At 66.6% G+C, this 16,290-nt stretch carries 17 protein-coding genes; 11 read left to right on the plus strand and 6 right to left on the minus strand.

Annotated elements, in window-relative coordinates; all coding sequences use genetic code 11:
* Positions 1–38 precede the first annotated feature (38 nt).
* The 4 genes from BAC01S_RS17275 to BAC01S_RS17290 all read right to left on the minus strand — a co-directional run bounded on the left by BAC01S_RS17275 (position 39) and on the right by BAC01S_RS17290 (position 4,214).
* Positions 39–908, minus strand: a complete 870-nt coding sequence (locus tag BAC01S_RS17275) for an NUDIX hydrolase (protein ID WP_027795908.1) — start codon at positions 906–908, stop codon at positions 39–41.
* Between the two features lie 6 nt (positions 909–914).
* Positions 915–1,529 (minus strand): LysE family translocator, encoded by a 615-nt coding sequence (locus tag BAC01S_RS17280; RefSeq protein ID WP_027795909.1) that lies wholly within the window; start codon positions 1,527–1,529, stop codon positions 915–917.
* 17 nt (positions 1,530–1,546) lie between these two features.
* Complete coding sequence (locus tag BAC01S_RS17285) at positions 1,547–2,113, minus strand: adenine phosphoribosyltransferase (protein ID WP_027795910.1); 567 nt, start codon at positions 2,111–2,113, stop codon at positions 1,547–1,549.
* Between the two features lie 88 nt (positions 2,114–2,201).
* The gene (locus BAC01S_RS17290) at positions 2,202–4,214 is read right to left on the minus strand and encodes a monovalent cation:proton antiporter family protein (RefSeq protein WP_027795911.1); all 2,013 of its coding nucleotides are present in this window, start codon (positions 4,212–4,214) and stop codon (positions 2,202–2,204) included.
* 265 nt (positions 4,215–4,479) lie between these two features.
* Here BAC01S_RS17290 and kdsD point away from each other — a divergent pair, with 265 nt between their 5' ends.
* The 11 genes from kdsD (at position 4,480) to BAC01S_RS17345 (ending at position 14,176) form a co-directional block, all read left to right on the plus strand.
* On the plus strand, positions 4,480–5,463 hold the full coding sequence (kdsD, locus tag BAC01S_RS17295) for an arabinose 5-phosphate isomerase KdsD (protein WP_027795912.1): 984 nt from the start codon (positions 4,480–4,482) through the stop codon (positions 5,461–5,463).
* On the plus strand, positions 5,463–6,023 hold the full coding sequence (locus BAC01S_RS17300; protein ID WP_043202590.1) for a KdsC family phosphatase: 561 nt from the start codon (positions 5,463–5,465) through the stop codon (positions 6,021–6,023). The genes kdsD and BAC01S_RS17300 overlap by 1 nt, the downstream gene beginning before the upstream one ends.
* Positions 6,020–6,622 carry an LPS export ABC transporter periplasmic protein LptC gene (lptC, locus tag BAC01S_RS17305; protein ID WP_027795914.1) on the plus strand — a complete coding sequence of 201 codons (603 nt, stop codon included), beginning with the start codon at positions 6,020–6,022 and terminating at the stop codon, positions 6,620–6,622. The genes BAC01S_RS17300 and lptC overlap by 4 nt, the downstream gene beginning before the upstream one ends.
* Positions 6,623–6,653: 31 nt before the next feature.
* Positions 6,654–7,355, plus strand: a complete 702-nt coding sequence (gene lptA, locus BAC01S_RS17310) for a lipopolysaccharide transport periplasmic protein LptA (RefSeq protein WP_027795915.1) — start codon at positions 6,654–6,656, stop codon at positions 7,353–7,355.
* Positions 7,352–8,143 carry an LPS export ABC transporter ATP-binding protein gene (gene lptB / locus BAC01S_RS17315; RefSeq protein WP_027795916.1) on the plus strand — a complete coding sequence of 264 codons (792 nt, stop codon included), beginning with the start codon at positions 7,352–7,354 and terminating at the stop codon, positions 8,141–8,143. The genes lptA and lptB overlap by 4 nt, the downstream gene beginning before the upstream one ends.
* A gap of 327 nt (positions 8,144–8,470) precedes the next feature.
* A complete protein-coding gene (locus BAC01S_RS17320; protein WP_027795917.1) occupies positions 8,471–9,988 on the plus strand; it encodes an RNA polymerase factor sigma-54 in 1,518 nt (505 codons plus the stop codon).
* A 175-nt stretch (positions 9,989–10,163) separates the two neighbouring features.
* On the plus strand, positions 10,164–10,520 hold the full coding sequence (hpf, locus tag BAC01S_RS17325; protein WP_027795918.1) for a ribosome hibernation-promoting factor, HPF/YfiA family: 357 nt from the start codon (positions 10,164–10,166) through the stop codon (positions 10,518–10,520).
* A gap of 395 nt (positions 10,521–10,915) precedes the next feature.
* Complete coding sequence (ptsN, locus tag BAC01S_RS17330) at positions 10,916–11,371, plus strand: PTS IIA-like nitrogen regulatory protein PtsN (protein WP_027795919.1); 456 nt, start codon at positions 10,916–10,918, stop codon at positions 11,369–11,371.
* Positions 11,372–11,494: 123 nt separating this feature from the next.
* Positions 11,495–12,463 (plus strand): HPr(Ser) kinase/phosphatase, encoded by a 969-nt coding sequence (gene hprK, locus BAC01S_RS17335; protein ID WP_027795920.1) that lies wholly within the window; start codon positions 11,495–11,497, stop codon positions 12,461–12,463.
* 145 nt (positions 12,464–12,608) lie between these two features.
* Positions 12,609–13,502: an RNase adapter RapZ gene (rapZ, locus tag BAC01S_RS17340; RefSeq protein ID WP_027795921.1), complete on the plus strand. Its 894-nt coding sequence runs from the start codon at positions 12,609–12,611 to the stop codon at positions 13,500–13,502.
* A 38-nt stretch (positions 13,503–13,540) separates the two neighbouring features.
* Entirely contained in the window at positions 13,541–14,176 is a 636-nt protein-coding gene (locus tag BAC01S_RS17345; RefSeq protein ID WP_027795922.1) for an LON peptidase substrate-binding domain-containing protein, read from the plus strand.
* 33 nt (positions 14,177–14,209) lie between these two features.
* Here BAC01S_RS17345 and mutY read toward each other — a convergent pair whose 3' ends face one another.
* Together mutY and mutM are read right to left on the minus strand one after the other, a co-directional pair.
* Complete coding sequence (gene mutY / locus BAC01S_RS17350) at positions 14,210–15,340, minus strand: A/G-specific adenine glycosylase (RefSeq protein ID WP_084168626.1); 1,131 nt, start codon at positions 15,338–15,340, stop codon at positions 14,210–14,212.
* 15 nt (positions 15,341–15,355) lie between these two features.
* Complete coding sequence (mutM, locus tag BAC01S_RS17355; protein ID WP_027795924.1) at positions 15,356–16,186, minus strand: bifunctional DNA-formamidopyrimidine glycosylase/DNA-(apurinic or apyrimidinic site) lyase; 831 nt, start codon at positions 16,184–16,186, stop codon at positions 15,356–15,358.
* Between the last annotated feature and the right edge of the window lie 104 nt (positions 16,187–16,290).

The raw sequence follows: 16,290 nt of genomic DNA on the forward strand, positions 1-16,290 counted from the left end.
ATTCTTCAGCAGGGCTGAGCGTAAAAAACCGAGCCCTTTCACAGCGTCGGCGGTTCGAAGATCGCGGCGATGCCCGCGCACGCGTCTTCGTCGATCCAGCGGCGGCGCAGCAGGCAGTCGAGCGTCGCGAGGCTCGCGTCCACGGTCATCGCGCCTTCCTCGATCCAGCGCGCCGCTTCGTCGATGCGCGCGAGACGGTGCTCGCCCACTTCGCCGTCCTGATTGTGCGGAACGAAATCCTCGGGCAGCGCGAGATCGTAGATGAAGATCTGCTCGGCCTGGGTGCCTTCGGGCAAGGACTGCAGCACATGGGCCGTGCGGCCCGGGACGGCGCGCGAAGCGATCGCCGCTTCGATGCCCGCCTCTTCCCAGCACTCCTTGACGATCGTGGCCTCGATCCCGAAGCCCCAACCTATGCCGCCCGCAACGACGTTATCGAGCATGCCCGGGTCGGTGGCCTTGGTCTCGCTGCGGCGCGCGATCCAGAGCTGCGGAGCGCTGGATGACGAAGACCCGGACGAAGACCCGGCGTATTCTACGACGCCGTTCAGGTGCACCGCGTACGTCATCGTCCCGAAGAAGCGCGACGCGGCGCGTTCGATGTACGCGAGCGGCGGCGCTTCGAAGGCATTGCGGATCGCGTAGGTCTCGTCGCGCCAGCCCGGAATGCGGCCTTCGGCGGCCAGCGCGCCGATCACGGCGCCGAGCGCCGCGCTGCGCGCAGTCGGGTTGTCGAATTTCGCCGACAAGGCCACGCCCGCGCCGTCGATTTCGAAGACGTCGGGCCAGCGGGCCAGCAACCGGGCGTCGGCCTGGCGGATCCAGCCGACGCGTTCGGCGCCGATCCAGAACGGCAGATGAACGCTCACGTCGAAGCGGCGCGCGGCGGTGATGCAGGGCAAAGTCATGGCGTATCAGTCGCGCAGCGCGACGCGGATGCCGATGGCGATGAACGTGATGCCCGCGAGGCGGTCGAGCCACACGCCCGCGCGCGGCCGGCGCTTGAGCCAGCCGCCGATGGTGCCGGCGCACAGCCCGAAGATCGAAAACACCACGACCGTCTGCAGCATGAACAGCAGGCCCAGTTCGAGCATCTGCAGCGTCACGGCCTGCGCGCCGTGCGGATCGACGAACTGCGGCAGGAACACGACGAAAAAGAGCGTGACCTTCGGGTTCATCATGTTGCCGAGCACGCTCTGGCGAAAGACTGTAGAGAGCGGCTGACGCGGACGGTCGCCGGCCGTGGCGAGACCCTGGCTGCGCAGCGCCTTCACCCCGATCCAGATCAGGTACGCGGCGCCCGCGAGCTTGAGGATCTGGAACGCCACCGGGGACGAGCGCAGCACGGCGGCAATGCCGAGTGCGGCGAGCGTCGTGTGGAACGTGATGCCTGCGGCAAAGCCGAGCGCGGCGACGAGACCGGCGGCGCGGCCCTGCGAGATGCCGCGCGCGAGCACCTGGAGGTTGTCCGGGCCGGGCGCGAAGGTGATGGCGATCGAGGTCGCGAGAAAGAGCAGGAAATTGGGCATGGGATCAGTTTCCGCTATCAGTGGCCGCCAAAGGAGGTCACGGTATAGAGCGAAAGGCCCGAATCGGCGAGCAGCTTCGAGCCGCCCAGATCCGGCAGGTCGATGATCGCCGCGCCTTCCACGACGGTGGCGCCGAGCCGCTCCAGCAGCAGCTTGCCCGCCAGCATCGTGCCGCCGGTGGCGATCAGGTCGTCCACGATCACCACGCGGTCGCCCTTGCCGCAGGCGTCCTCGTGGATCTCGACGGTCGCGGTGCCGTATTCGAGCGTGTAGGTCTCGGAAACCGTCTTGTACGGCAGCTTGCCGATCTTGCGGATCGGCACGAAGCCCACGCCCAGCTCATACGCGACGATCGGCCCGATGATGAAGCCGCGCGCGTCGAGGCCCGCGATGTAGTCGAGCTTCGCGTCCACGTAGCGCTCCACGAAGAGATCGATCAGGACCCGCAGGCCCTTCGCGTCGCCGATGAGCGGCGTGATATCGCGAAACTGCACTCCCGGCTGAGGCCAGTCGGGCACCGTGCGGATCAGGTTCTTCACGAACTGCGCGGTTTCGGCGGGCGCGTTCGCAGGTGCGTTGGACATGATTTCTCCGGGTAGTCGCAGGAATGATCAGGTATGAAAAACAGGCGATACGGTTTTGGGGCAGGATGACTCCGGCCGCCGGCCGCGCTCAGGCCGCCGATGCGCCAGCGCCCGCACCGCCCCTGCGATGCAGCGAGAGCCGCTCCTCGGCCTCGGCCAGCTGCTCGGGCAGGCCGCGCAGCACGACGATGTCGTTTTCGCGCAGCTTCGTCGACGGATCGGGCTCGACGCCGCGAATCCCGTGCCGGCGGATCGCCGTCACCTCGACGCCGATCTCGGCAAGCCCCAGCTCGGCGAGCGTGCGGCCCACGGCGTCGGCGCGTTCGTCGACCGGTACGGATTGTAGCCGCACCTGCTCGTGACCGTCCTCGCCCACATCGTCCGTGCCGTGGAAGTAGCCGCGCAGGAGGCTGTAGCGCTCGTCGCGCAGTTCCTCCACGCGGCGCACCACGCGCCGCATCGGCACGCCCATCAGCACCAGCATGTGGGAGGCGAGCATCAGGCTGCCCTCCACGATCTCCGGAATCACCTCGGTCGCGCCGGCGGCCAGCAGGCGTTCGAGATCGGCGTCGTCGACGGTGCGCACGATCACGGGCAGCGTCGGCTCCAGCTCGTGGATGTGATGCAGCACGCGAAACGCCGATGGCGTGTTCGCGTAGGTGATCGCCACGGCCGCCGCGCGGTGAATGCCGGCGGCGACGAGCGACTCGCGCCGCGCCGCGTCGCCGAACACCACCGACTCGCCCGCCGCCGCCGCCGCCGCCACGCGGTCCGGGTCGAGGTCGAGCGCGACGTACGACAGCCCTTCGTATTCGAGCATGCGCGCGAGGTTCTGCCCGGCGCGGCCGTAGCCGCATACGATCACGTGGCCGCTCTGCTTGAGGCTCTGCGTCGCGATGCGCGTCATCATCAGCGACTGCTGCATCCATTCGGTCGAGGACAGGCGCAGCACGATGCGGTCGGCGTTCTGGATCAGGAACGGCGCGGCGAGCATCGAAAGCAGCATCGCGGCGAGAATGGCCTGCAGCAGCGTGGGATCGACGAGATGCTTGTCGAGGATGAGGTTCAGCAGCACGAAGCCGAATTCGCCCGCCTGCGCGAGCCCGAGGCCCGTGCGCATCGCCACGCCCGGCGAGGCCCCGAAGAGCCGCGTGAGCGCCGTGATCATGACGGCCTTGAGGACCACCGGGCCGATCAGGAAGGCCAGCACCATCAACGGGTGCTGCCAGATCACGTGCGGATTGAGCAGCATGCCGGTCGTCACGAAGAAGAGCCCGAGCAGCACGTCGCGAAACGGCTTGATGTCCTCTTCCACCTGATGCTTGTAGGGCGTTTCCGCGATCAGCATGCCGGCAATGAACGCGCCGAGCGCGAGCGAGAGGCCGAATTTGTCGGTGATGAACGCGGCGCCGAGCGTGACGAGCAGCACATTCAGCACGAACAGCTCCTGCGAACGGCGGCGCGCCACGACGTTGAACCAGCGCGTCATGAACTTCTGCCCGACGATGAGCAGGAGGCCGAGCGCGAACACGATCTTGAGCGCGGCGAGCCCGAGCGACTCCACGAGCGACTTCGAATCGCCGCCGAACGCCGCGATCACGATGAGGAGCGGCACCACGGCCAGATCCTGGAACAGCAGCACGCCGAGAATGTTGCGGCCGTGCTCCGACTCGATCTCGAGCCGCTCCGCGAGCATCTTGCTGACGATGGCCGTGGACGACATGGCGAGCGCGCCGCCCAGCGCCACGCAGGCCTGCCAGGTGATATGTACCCAGTGTTCGAGCCCAAGCCCCACCAGCAGCGCGACGGCGATGGTTCCCAGCACCTGCGAGAGCCCGAGGCCGAACACCGCGCGGCGCATCGCCCGCAGCTTCGAGAGCGAAAACTCCAGCCCGATCGAGAACATCAGGAACACCACGCCGAATTCGGCGAGATTCTGCGCGCCGTGGGTGTCCGGCACGATGCCGAGGGCGCGCGGCCCGACGAGGATGCCCACGCTCAGATAGCCGAGCATCGGCGGCAGGTTCAGATAACGGAACAGCACGACGCCGACCACCGAGGCGAGCAGCAGGAACAACGTCATTTCCAGCGGGGAGATCATCGTGTGAAGCGTCCTCGTGCGTGGCGTGTGCAGCGTGTTCGTCCGGCGAAACCGGCAGGTACGTCGTGCCCGCGCCGGGTCGGTCCATGATCGGCGCAAAGCGGGGCGAATGGGTAGTGCTGCGAGGGAGCACCGTAAGGTGGGCGCGGTTGGCGCGGCAGTCGCGCGAGGCGCCCGGCGGCAGGGCCGCCCGGGGCTTGCAGGCTGGGCGTACCAGCGTGGGCGTACCGGCGCGGCGGGCAGACGCCTTTGCTATACTCCGCGAATGATAGCGAAAATCAATGGCGACCGGGCGCTGAAGCTCGCTCGCGACGTGCTCGACATCGAAGCTGACGCCGTGCGCGGGCTTCGCGACCGGCTCGACGACAGCTTCGTCAGCGCGCTCGATCTCATTCTTGGCTGCCGTGGCCGCGTGGTCGTTTCCGGCATCGGCAAATCGGGCCACATTGCCCGCAAGCTGGCCGCCACGCTGGCCTCCACGGGCACCCCGGCCTTCTTCGTTCACCCCGCCGAAGCCAGTCACGGCGACCTCGGCATGGTCACGGCCGAAGACGTCTTCGTGGCCCTTTCGAACTCCGGCGAGTCGGAAGAGCTGGTTGCGATCCTGCCGCTCGTGAAGCGTATCGGCGCGAAGCTCGTCGCCATGACGGGACGCCCGGGCTCCACGCTCGCGCAGCTCTCAGACGTGCACCTGTACGCGGGCGTGGAAAAGGAAGCCTGTTCGCTGAACCTCGCGCCCACCGCCAGCACGACGGCGGCGCTGGCGCTGGGCGATGCGCTCGCGGTCGCCGTGCTCGACGCGCGCGGCTTCGGCGCCGACGACTTCGCGCGCTCGCATCCGGGCGGCGCGCTCGGCCGGCGCCTGCTCACCTACGTGCGCGACGTGATGCGCACGGGCGAGCAGATGCCGACCGTGCCCGAAAGCGCCACGGTGCGCGACGCCCTGTTCCAGCTCACGGCCAAGCGCATGGGCATGACGGCGATCGTCGACGAAGACCAGCGGGTAACGGGCATCTTCACCGACGGCGACCTGCGCCGCGTGCTCGAGCGCGTGGGCGACTTCCGCGATCTGCCGATCACCTCGGTCATGACGCGCGGCCCGCGCACGATCGGCCCCGACCATCTGGCGGTCGAAGCCGTGGAACTGATGGAGCGCCACCGCATCAATCAATTGCTGGTGGCCGACGCGGCCGGCAAGCTGATCGGCGCGCTCAACATGCACGACCTGTTCTCCAAGAAGGTGATCTGATGGCGGCTCTCTCCGAACTCGACGCGAATGCGCGCGCGGCGCGCGTGCGTCTGATGATTTTCGACGTCGACGGCGTGCTGACCGACGGCGGCCTCCTGTTCACGGGCGCGGGCGACACCATGAAGGCGTTCAACTCGCTCGACGGCCACGGCGCGAAGCTTCTGCGCGAAGCCGGGCTCGACACGGCGATCATCACGGGACGCCGCTCGGAAATCGTGGCGGTGCGCGCGAAGGAACTGCGTATCACGCATCTGTATCAGGGCGTGGAGGACAAGCGCGTCGCGTTTGCGCAGCTGCTGGCCGAAACGGGCATGACGCCCGAGCAATGCGGCTACATGGGCGACGACTGGCCCGATCTGGCCGTAATGCTCCAGTGCGGCTTCGCCGCGGCACCGGCCAACTCGCACCCCGAGGTGCTTGCGCGCGCCCACTATGTCTGCACCGCGCGCGGCGGCCACGGCGCCGTGCGCGAGGCCACCGACCTGATCCTGCGCGCGCAGAACCGCTACGACGCGATGCTTGCGGCCGCCTGCGCGCCGCACGCCGCGGAGCCCCGATGAACCCGCAGAAGTTCAGTCTTACCTCGCTCGTGCCGCTCGTCTGCGTGGCGGCGCTCGCGCTCTTCACGTGGTGGCTGCTGCAGGCGGTCAAGCCGCACGAGCAGGAAGAAGCGCCGCGTCCGCTCACCCATACGCCCGACTATTTCGCCGACAACTTCTCGGTGTCCGAGCTCGACCAGTCCGGCGCGACGCAATACCGCCTCACCGCGACGCACATGGTCCATTACGAGGACGACGAGAACAGCGACCTGACGCTGCCGGCCGTGCGGGCGTTCCAGCCCGACAAGCCGATCGTCACCGCTACGGGCCTGCGCGGCACGGTGAACAGCGACGCCTCGATCGTCGATCTGTACGACCATGCGCGCATCCTGCGCGCGGCCGGGGCCGGCGACCCCGAGATGCAGGCTGATTCCGAACATTTCCACGTGCTCGTGAACGACGATGTGATCCTGACCGAAAAGCCGGTTAAACTTCGTCGCGGCCAGTCGGTCATGACGGCCACCAACGGCATGAACTACAACAACGTCACCCGGGTCATCAAGCTCTACGGCAACGTCCGTGGCGCGATCGCTCCGGCTGACTCCGGCGGCTCGTCCTGAACCCCGGGCCGTCCAATCCAGGCGTGACTGCATGAACGTATCGCATCCCCGTCCTCCGTCCGGCGCCCTGCGCGCCGCGCGCGTGCGCAGCGCCCTTGTCGGCGCGCTGGCCGCGCTGACCACGCTTTGCGTGGCGCTGCCGCTCGCGGGCTACGCGCCCGCCGCGCATGCCGAGCGCGCCGACAAGGACAAGCCGCTCAATATCGAAGCGGACAACATGACCTACGACGATCTGAAGCAAGAGACCATCTTCACCGGTCACGTGGTCGCCACGAAGGGCACGATTCTGATCAAGGCCGACAAGGTCGTGGTGACCCAGGACCCGCAGGGCTACCAGTACGCCACCGGCACGGTGGCGCCGGACACGCCCGACGCCAACCTCGCCTACTTCCGCCAGAAGCGCGAGGGCGTCGACGAATACGTCGACGGCACTGCCGAGCGCATCGACTACGACGGCAAGCAGGACCTGACCACGCTCACCACGCGCGCCACGGTGCGCCGTCTGCAGGGCCTCTCGACCGTGATGGACACGGTTCACGGCAGCGTCGTCACCTACGACGGCCAGAACGACTTCTATACGGCGAAGGCCGGCAAGGACGTCGCGGGCCCCGGCAACCCCACGGGCCGCGTGCGTGCGATGCTCTCGCCGCGCAACGGCGGCGCCCAGCCACTCACGGGCGCCTCGGTGCCGCTCGCGCCTTCGACCTCGTTGCAGGGGGCGCCGCAGCAATGAACGCCGTGACCGCTCCGCAAAGCCATGGCCGGCAACTGGCCGGCAAGACCAGCTCGCTCGTCGTGCGCAACCTGAAGAAGCGCTACGGCTCGCGCACGGTCGTCAAGGACGTCTCGCTCGACGTGAAAAGCGGCGAGGTGGTCGGACTGCTCGGGCCGAACGGCGCCGGCAAGACCACGTCGTTCTACATGATCGTCGGCCTCGTGCCGCTCGACGCGGGCGAGATCGACCTCGACGGCCAGTCCATCAGCCTCCTGCCCATCCACAAGCGCGCTTCGCTCGGCCTGTCGTACCTGCCGCAGGAAGCGTCGGTGTTCCGTAAGCTCACCGTCGAAGAAAACATTCGCGCGGTGCTGGAGCTGCAAGTCGACATGAACGGCAAGCGGCTCTCGAAAGACGTCATCACGGAACGCGCCGAAGCCCTGCTGGACGAGCTGCAGATCGCGCACCTGCGCGAGAACCCGGCCCTGTCGCTGTCCGGCGGCGAACGGCGGCGCGTGGAAATCGCGCGGGCGCTCGCGACCGACCCGAGCTTCATCCTGCTCGACGAACCGTTCGCGGGCGTCGATCCGATCGCGGTGCTGGAAATCCAGAAGATCGTGAAGTTCCTGAAGCAACGCAACATCGGCGTGCTGATTACCGACCACAACGTTCGCGAAACGCTCGGCATCTGCGACCACGCGTACATCATCAGCGACGGCACCGTGCTTGCCGCCGGCGCGCCCGGCGAAATCATCGAGAACGAGAGCGTGCGCCGCGTCTATCTCGGCGAACACTTCCGCATGTAATCCGCGCGGGGCGGCGCACCATGCGTCCCCTCGCAGCACGGCTATGCGCCGCGCATTCCCGAATCCCCCTCTCCTGTTTCCCGCGCGGCGCGCCCGTGCACCGCGAGCACGCGCCAACGCGCGGACAAACAAGCCTAACCGGTGTGCAAGCAGACAGTGCGTGTGCCGTGCCTGGCGGCCGGTTTGCAGGCTGCATCGCTGCCCGGGGTGACTGGCCTGCCCGGCCGATGATTTAGGGGCCGCACCATCGCGGCGCACGCGTATTTTCGCGGATTTGGCGTGGTATCGCGGGCGTGGCAAACTCTTTACAATGAATCGCACACTGCCATGAAAGCCAGCCTCCAACTCCGCCTCTCGCAGCATCTTGCGCTGACCCCGCAACTGCAACAGTCCATCCGGCTCCTGCAGCTGTCGACGCTCGAACTGCAGCAGGAAGTGGCAACGGCGATCTCGCAGAACCCCCTGCTCGAGAACGACGACGACTGGATTGCGAGCCCGCTGCGCGTCGCCGCCGACGGCTCGCTCATCGCACAACCGCCCACGCCGGCGGGCGACGGGGCGCAGCAGGGCCCGTCCGCGATTTCGAGCTCCCCGGCAAACGGCAGCGAAGGCGGCGACGGCGAACCGCGAGGCGTGGACGAATACGACGGCCTTGGCGCCGACGCGAACGGCGACGCCAGCCAGTGGAATCTCGACGACTACGGCCGCCCCGGCGGCGCCTCGGACGACGACGACCTTCCCCCGCTGCAAATCCACGAATCCACCACCACGCTGCGCGATCACCTGATGGCGCAGTTGCGCGTGACGCAGGCAAGCCCGCGCGACCGCGCGCTCATCACGTTCCTGATCGAATCGCTCGACGACGACGGCTACCTGAGCGCAACGTGCGACGAAATCCTCGCCGACATTCCGGAAGAACTCGAAGTCGACGAAGACGAATTGAACGCCGCCCTCGCGCTCCTGCACAGCTTCGACCCGGCCGGCGTGGGCGCGCGCTCGGCATCGGAATGCCTCAAGCTCCAGCTGCTGCGCGTCGAGTCGACGCCCACGCGCACGCTTGCGCTGGAGATCGTGTCGAACCATCTGGAACTGCTCGCCGCGCGCGACTTCACGCGGTTGCGCAAGCAACTGAAGACGGGCGACGACGAACTGCGCGAAGCGCACGGGCTGATCCGCTCGCTGGAGCCGTTTCCGGGCGCGGCCTACGGCAAGGCCGAGGCGGACTACGTGGTGCCGGACATCATCGTCCGGAAGATGGGGCAGAACTGGCATGCGGAGCTGAACCCGGAAGTCGTGCCGAAGCTGCGCATCAACCATCTTTACGCGAACATCCTGCGCAACAACCGGGGCGATCCTGGCAGCGGCTCGCTGCGTCAGCAACTGCAGGAAGCGCGCTGGCTCATCAAGAATATTCAGCAGCGCTTCGAGACAATTCTGCGCGTCGCGCAGGCCATCGTCGAGCGCCAGAAGAACTTTTTTGTGCATGGCGAAATCGCCATGCGCCCCTTGGTTTTGAGGGAGATTGCTGATACGCTGGGCCTACACGAATCTACTGTCTCGCGTGTGACAAGCGGTAAGTACATGCTGACTCCATTCGGGACACTTGAATTTAAATACTTCTTCGGATCGCACGTATCAACGGACACAGGGGGCGCGGCGTCATCCACGGCTATCCGCGCGCTCATCAAACAATTGATAGGAGCCGAGAACCCTAAATCCCCCCTTTCGGACAGCCGCATAGCCGAACTGCTGGCGGAACAGGGCTTCGTGGTCGCGCGGCGCACCGTTGCGAAATATCGCGAGGCACTCAAGATTCCGGCAGTCAATCTGCGCAAGTCTCTTTAGCCTGTTGCCGGCTTGCCGGCACGGGCACTTTCCGGCCGCGGCGCCATCTGGCGGCGAAGGCCGGCCGAGGTAGTCCGTCGCGCAGGCCTTTTCGGGGAAGCCTCACGCGGTTCCACCAGTCGACCGGCGTCGCCACGCATGATGCGTAAGGCGGTTATTTGCCAGGAGTTGCACTATGAACTTGAAGATCAGTGGACACCATCTCGAAGTAACGCCAGCGTTGCGAGAATATGTGATCACCAAACTGGACAGGGTGCTAAGGCATTTCGATCAGGTAATCGATGGCAATGTGGTCCTCTCGGTCGACAACTACAAGGAAAAGGATAAGAGACAGAAGGTTGAAGTGAACCTTCATCTGAAGGGCAAGGACATTTTCGTGGAGAGCGCAAACGGCGACATGTACGCCGCAATCGATCTCGTGGTCGACAAGCTCGACCGCCAGGTCGTCCGCCACAAGGATCGTGTGCAAGGCCACCAGCACGAGTCGCTGAAGTATCAGAGCGCGCCTCCCGCCGAAATTCCCCCGCAGTAATTTCCCCGTGAACCCGCGCTCGCGTGCGGGTTCGGCGCAATTGGCCCATGCGTTGCCAACGCGTGGCCGGCAAGCGGAGACGATCCGGCCCGATATGGCCTGACGCGGCATGAGCCGCCTCGCAAGGGCGGCTTTTTCATGTGTAGAGGACATCGAACCTTGGAACCTGGTGCAACCAGGCATTACCGGTTGCACTGATGCATGGCGCATCGCACCATCCGTCCGTACGCTTGTTCTATAATGGTCCAGTCGTTTTCGGGGCGTGACGTCCCCACGGTCCCGGCACCGGCTTCGCCGCGAGAATCACATGCGCCTTCGGGGCATGCAGCAAGGCGCCGGATTTCGCGCCAATTGCCGGGGTGAGGAGCATTCAGGCCACGTTTTCGCCTGCCAACATGAATCGTTTAGCCAAAATACTTCCCATCGAGAACGTCGTCGTCGGCCTGTCCGTCACCAGCAAGAAGCGCGTCTTCGAACAAGCTGGACTGATCTTCGAAAACCAGAACGGCATTGCCCGCAGCACGGTTACCGACAATCTGTTCGCGCGCGAGCGCCTCGGCTCCACCGGCCTCGGTGAAGGCGTCGCCATTCCGCATGGCCGCATCAAGGGCTTGAAGCAGCCGCTCGCCGCCTTCGTGCGCCTCGCCGAGCCCATTGCATTCGAAGCGCCCGACGGCCAGCCCGTCTCGCTCCTCATCTTCCTGCTCGTGCCCGAACAGGCCACGCAGCAGCATCTTGAAATCCTGTCCGAGATCGCACAATTGCTGTCGGATCGCGAGACGCGCGAGCGTCTGCATACGGAACAGGACCGCGAAACGTTGCATCGCCTGCTCACCCAGTGGCAACCTTGATGTAACGGGCCATATCGCGCGGCACGGCCTCGCACGGAGCCTGGCCGGCCGCGGCAGCGAGCGCGCGGCGCGCGGCCAGAAACGTCGCGGCCCATAATCGAGTCTTCGCGGAGTCACCGACTCATGGACACTTCCAGCATCAACGCCCAAAGCATCTTCGACGACAACGCCACCACGCTGAAGCTCAGCTGGCTGACGGGGCACGAAGGCTGGGAACGCGGCTTTTCGGCCGAGACGGTGGCGACGGCCACGGCAAGCGCGGACCTCGTCGGCCACCTGAATCTGATCCACCCGAACCGCATCCAGGTGCTCGGCGACGCCGAAATCCACTACTACCAGCGACAGACCGACGAAGACCGCTCGCGCCACATGGCCGAGCTGATCGCCCTCGAGCCGCCGTTCCTCGTCGTGGCGGACGGCATGACCGCGCCGCCCGAGCTGGTCCTGCGCTGCACGCGCTCGTCCACGCCGCTCTTCACCACGCCGATGTCGGCGGCGACCGTCATCGACAGCCTGCGCCTCTACATGTCGCGCATCCTCGCACCGCGCGCGACGCTGCATGGCGTGTTCCTCGACATCCTCGGCATGGGCGTGCTGCTCACGGGCGATTCGGGCCTTGGCAAAAGCGAGCTCGGTCTCGAACTCATCAGCCGCGGCCACGGTCTCGTTGCCGACGATGCCGTGGACTTCGTGCGCCTCGGCCCTGATTTCGTCGAAGGCCGCTGCCCGCCGCTGTTGCAGAACCTGCTCGAAGTGCGCGGCCTCGGCCTGCTCGACATCAAGACCATCTTCGGTGAGACCGCCGTGCGCCGGAAGATGAAGCTCAAGCTCATCGTCCAGCTCGTGCGCCGTCCGGACGGCGAATTCCAGCGCCTGCCGCTCGAAAGCCAGACCGTGGACGTGCTGGGCCTGCCCATCAGCAAGGTGACGATCCAGGTGGCGGCCGGCCGCAACCTCGCGGTGCTGGTCGAGGCCGCCGTGCGCAACACGATCCTGCAACTGCGCGGCATCGACACGCTGCGCGACTTCATGGACCGCCAGCGTCTTGCCATGCAGGACCCGGACAGCCAGTTCCCAGGCAAGCTGATCTGACAGTGCGCCGGGTGCGCGGAAGCGCCGCGCACGCTTTCTGCAGGGGCGTTTGCGCCTCTGCCAGGTAGCTTTCCCTGCCCGGACGGCCATCGCCTGCGGGCGGGTCCGATGCTATGATGGGCTAATCAGGTCCATCGACTTCCCCATGCGTATCATCCTGATCACCGGTATCTCGGGTTCCGGCAAGTCGGTTGCGCTGACCGCGCTCGAAGACGTCGGCTACTTCTGCGTCGACAACCTGCCCCCGCGCCTTCTGCCGCAACTCGCCCAATATCTCTCCGACGACGGCTACGAACGCCTCGCCGTCGCCATCGACGCGCGCTCGAGTTCGTCGTTCGAAGCAATGCCGGAGATGATGCGCGACCTCGCGCGGCAGCACGACGTGCGCGTGCTGTTCCTCAATGCGAGCACGCAGTCGCTGATCCAGCGCTTCTCCGAAACGCGCCGCCGCCACCCGCTTTCCGGGTCGGCCGCGCACGACGCGAATGTCGGCATGCTGAAGTCGCTCGAGGAAGCCATCGAGCACGAGCGCGAGCTCGTCGCGAATCTTGCCGAGTTCGGCCACCAGGTCGACACCAGCAATCTGAACGCCAATGCATTGCGCGCATGGGTGAAGGCATTCGTGGAGGGCGAGCGCGGCTCGCTCATGCTCACCTTCGAATCGTTCGGCTTCAAGCGCGGCGTGCCGCTCGACGCGGATCTCGTGTTCGACGTGCGCACGCTGCCCAATCCGCATTACGACCAGCGCTTGCGCCCGCTCACGGGACTCGACCAACCCGTGATCGATTTCCTGCGCGCGCAGCCCGCCGTTCACGAAATGATCGACGACATCTACGCGTTCGTCGCGAAGTGGCTGCCGCATTTCCGTGCGGACAACCGCAGCTATCTGACCGTCGCGATCGGCTGCACGGGCGGCCAGCACCGCTCGGTCTACATCGCCCAGACCCTGGCCACGCGCTTTGCGGGCGAATCGAACGTCATCGTGCGTCACCGCGACGCCCCACTCGATGTTGGGGAGTCGTCCCGGCTGATAGCCTAACTGGCCCGCATGCGGGCCTTGACCGAAAGCGCTCCGCCATGTCCCCGTCTCCTGCCGTGCTCGCCGATTTGCCGCTCTTTCCGCTGCATACGGTGCTCTTCCCCGGCGGCCTGCTGCCGCTGAAGATCTTCGAAGCGCGTTATCTGGACATGGTCAGCAAGTGCCTGCGAGAGCAGACGCCGTTCGGCGTGTGCCTGCTCAAGAGCGGCGGCGAGGTGGCGCAGCACGATGAACCTTCGGTACCCGAAGATATCGGCTGTCTCGCCGAAATCGAGCAGTGCGACGCGGAAAGCTTCGGCATGCTGCTGGTTCGCGCGCGCGGCACGCAGCGCTTCCGGCTGCTCTCGCACCGTGGCGAAGCCGACGGCCTTCTCGTCGGCATGGCCGAACCGCTGCCCGCGGACATCCCGCTCGAAGGCACGGAACGGCTCGCGCGCTGCGGCGCCTGCGCGGAGGTGCTCGAGCGCATCATCGCGACGATCCGCGAACGCGACGCGGCCAGCGTGCCGTTCGCGGAACCGTTCCGCTTCGACGATCCTTCGTGGGTCTCCAACCGTCTCGCCGAAGTGCTGCCGATCGCAATGCGCGCGCGGCAGAAGCTGATGGAGCTGCCCGATGCCGGCACGCGCATCGACATCGTGCATCACTACATGCAGCAGCATCAGCTGCTCTGATACGCGCGTCGCACCAACCCGTCGTCGCCGGCGTCAGATCAGCGAACCGCGCAATCCGTCGAGCAGCTTGCGCACGGGCGCGGGCACACCGAACGCGTCGATCTCGCGCAGCGGGACCCATGCCGTCTGCCCATCGTTGAGTTCCAGCGCCGATGTCGAACTCGCCTTGAGCGCAAGTTCGACCACGCGCGGCTCGATATCAAGCTTGAAGTGCGTGAACGTATGCGAGAACGGCGCGAGCGGCGAAGCCTGGCCCGCCCCGCCGAACGATTGCGCACGCTCGGCGAGCGCCGCCTCGTCGGCGGCTTCGGGCAGGCTCCAGAGACCGCCCCAGATGCCGGTCGGCGGGCGCTTTTCGAGCATCACGGCATCGCCGTCGAGCAGCACGAGCATCCACGTGCGGCGCGTGGGCACCGTCTTCTTCGGACGCGCCGCGGGCAGTTCGCGCTGACGCCCGGTCGTATTCGCCACGCAGTCGGCCGCGAACGGGCAGCGCGCGCAGTCGGGCTTGCCGCGCCCGCACAGCGTCGCGCCGAGGTCCATGAGCCCCTGGGTGTACGCGCTCACGTCCGCGTCGCTCGCATCGGCGCCGGGCACGATCGATTCGGCGAGCGTCCACATCGCGTTCTCCACGCGCTTCTCGCCCGGAAATCCCTCCACGCCGTACACGCGTGCGAGCACGCGCTTCACGTTGCCGTCGAGGATCGTCGCGCGCGCGCCGAACGCGAACGACGCGATGGCCGCCGCCGTCGAACGGCCGATGCCGGGCAGCTCGGCGAGACCCTCGACCGTCGAGGGAAACCGGCCGCCGTGCTCCTGCGCGACGACCTGCGCGCAGCGATGCAGATTGCGCGCACGCGTGTAGTAGCCGAGCCCGGCCCACAGCGCCATCACGTCGTCGAGCGGTGCGGCCGCGAGCGCCTCGACCGTGGGAAAGCGTTCGAGAAAGCGCGCATAGTACGGAATCACGGTGCCGACCTGGGTCTGCTGCAGCATGATTTCCGAGAGCCAGATGCGATAGGCATCGCGCGTGTTCTGCCACGGCAGATCATGGCGGCCGTGCTTGCGCTGCCATGCGATCAGGCGCGGCGCGAAGCTCTCGATCAATTCGGGCGGGTAGATGCCGGCAGGCAGCGCGTTGGACGTGGACGAAGAACGATACATGGGGAAACCGGAAGCTCAGCGCTGGCAGCGCGGACAGAAAAAAGTGGATCGCTGGCCCTGCACGATCTGCCGGATCGGCGTGCCGCACACGCGGCACGGCTGGCCCTTGCGATCGTAGACGAAATATTCGAGCTGGAAATAACCGCTCTTGCCGTCGCTGCCGACGAAGTCGCGCAACGTGCTGCCGCCCTTCTCGATGGCCGAGGCGAGCACGGCGCGCACGGCGTCCGCAAGCAATTCGTAACGCGCGAGCGAGACGCGGCCCGCGGGCGTGGTCGGCCGGATGCCGGCGCGAAAGAGGCTCTCCGACGCGTAAATATTGCCAACCCCGACGACGATATCGCCGGCCAGCAACGCCTGCTTGACGGCAACCTTGCGGCCGCGCGTCTCGCGATAGAGCAGCGCGCCGTCGAAGGCCGGCATGAACGGCTCGATGCCGAGTCCCGCGAGGAGCGGATGGCCAAGCACGTCGCCCGCCTCGCGCGGATGCCAGAGCACGGCGCCGAAACGGCGCGGATCGCGAAAGCGCAGCGTGAATTCGTCGAAGAGCCAGTCGACATGGTCGTGCTTTTCGGCGGCGGGCGGCTTCGGCAGGTTACGTAGCACGCGCAGCGTCCCCGTCATCCCGAGATGGACGATGAACCAGCCGTCCTCGACCTCGAACAGCAGATATTTGCCGCGCCGTCCCACGGAGCGGATCGTCTGGCCGCGCAGCGCGCGCGCGAGCGAGCCCGGCACGGGCCAGCGCAGCGCGGGGTTGCGCACGTCCACGCGCTCGACGCGGCGGCCCGCGACCCACGGCTCGATACCGCGGCGGGTGACTTCAACTTCGGGTAGTTCTGGCATGTCTAACGTTTGTGTTGAACGTCTGGCCGGGCGGCGGAGCCGGGTTGGTCTGCAACTTGCATAATCGGTGTGTGTGCGTTGTGCGCGTATTGTAGCCAGCGCGT

Source organism: Paraburkholderia acidipaludis NBRC 101816, assembly GCF_000684975.1.
In the GTDB taxonomy this organism is placed as follows: domain Bacteria; phylum Pseudomonadota; class Gammaproteobacteria; order Burkholderiales; family Burkholderiaceae; genus Paraburkholderia; species Paraburkholderia acidipaludis.

What these genes read in the sequence shown, in the direction of transcription:
- BAC01S_RS17275 (WP_027795908.1), bottom strand. Translation starts at nt 908, where the DNA reads ATGACTTTGCCCTGCATCACCGCCGCGCGCCGCTTCGACGTGAGCGTT.
- BAC01S_RS17280 (WP_027795909.1), bottom strand. Translation starts at nt 1,529, where the DNA reads ATGCCCAATTTCCTGCTCTTTCTCGCGACCTCGATCGCCATCACCTTC.
- BAC01S_RS17285 (WP_027795910.1), bottom strand. Translation starts at nt 2,113, where the DNA reads ATGTCCAACGCACCTGCGAACGCGCCCGCCGAAACCGCGCAGTTCGTG.
- BAC01S_RS17290 (WP_027795911.1), bottom strand. Translation starts at nt 4,214, where the DNA reads ATGATCTCCCCGCTGGAAATGACGTTGTTCCTGCTGCTCGCCTCGGTG.
- kdsD (WP_027795912.1), top strand. Translation starts at nt 4,480, where the DNA reads ATGATAGCGAAAATCAATGGCGACCGGGCGCTGAAGCTCGCTCGCGAC.
- BAC01S_RS17300 (WP_043202590.1), top strand. Translation starts at nt 5,463, where the DNA reads ATGGCGGCTCTCTCCGAACTCGACGCGAATGCGCGCGCGGCGCGCGTG.
- lptC (WP_027795914.1), top strand. Translation starts at nt 6,020, where the DNA reads ATGAACCCGCAGAAGTTCAGTCTTACCTCGCTCGTGCCGCTCGTCTGC.
- lptA (WP_027795915.1), top strand. Translation starts at nt 6,654, where the DNA reads ATGAACGTATCGCATCCCCGTCCTCCGTCCGGCGCCCTGCGCGCCGCG.
- lptB (WP_027795916.1), top strand. Translation starts at nt 7,352, where the DNA reads ATGAACGCCGTGACCGCTCCGCAAAGCCATGGCCGGCAACTGGCCGGC.
- BAC01S_RS17320 (WP_027795917.1), top strand. Translation starts at nt 8,471, where the DNA reads ATGAAAGCCAGCCTCCAACTCCGCCTCTCGCAGCATCTTGCGCTGACC.
- hpf (WP_027795918.1), top strand. Translation starts at nt 10,164, where the DNA reads ATGAACTTGAAGATCAGTGGACACCATCTCGAAGTAACGCCAGCGTTG.
- ptsN (WP_027795919.1), top strand. Translation starts at nt 10,916, where the DNA reads ATGAATCGTTTAGCCAAAATACTTCCCATCGAGAACGTCGTCGTCGGC.
- hprK (WP_027795920.1), top strand. Translation starts at nt 11,495, where the DNA reads ATGGACACTTCCAGCATCAACGCCCAAAGCATCTTCGACGACAACGCC.
- rapZ (WP_027795921.1), top strand. Translation starts at nt 12,609, where the DNA reads ATGCGTATCATCCTGATCACCGGTATCTCGGGTTCCGGCAAGTCGGTT.
- BAC01S_RS17345 (WP_027795922.1), top strand. Translation starts at nt 13,541, where the DNA reads ATGTCCCCGTCTCCTGCCGTGCTCGCCGATTTGCCGCTCTTTCCGCTG.
- mutY (WP_084168626.1), bottom strand. Translation starts at nt 15,340, where the DNA reads ATGTATCGTTCTTCGTCCACGTCCAACGCGCTGCCTGCCGGCATCTAC.
- mutM (WP_027795924.1), bottom strand. Translation starts at nt 16,186, where the DNA reads ATGCCAGAACTACCCGAAGTTGAAGTCACCCGCCGCGGTATCGAGCCG.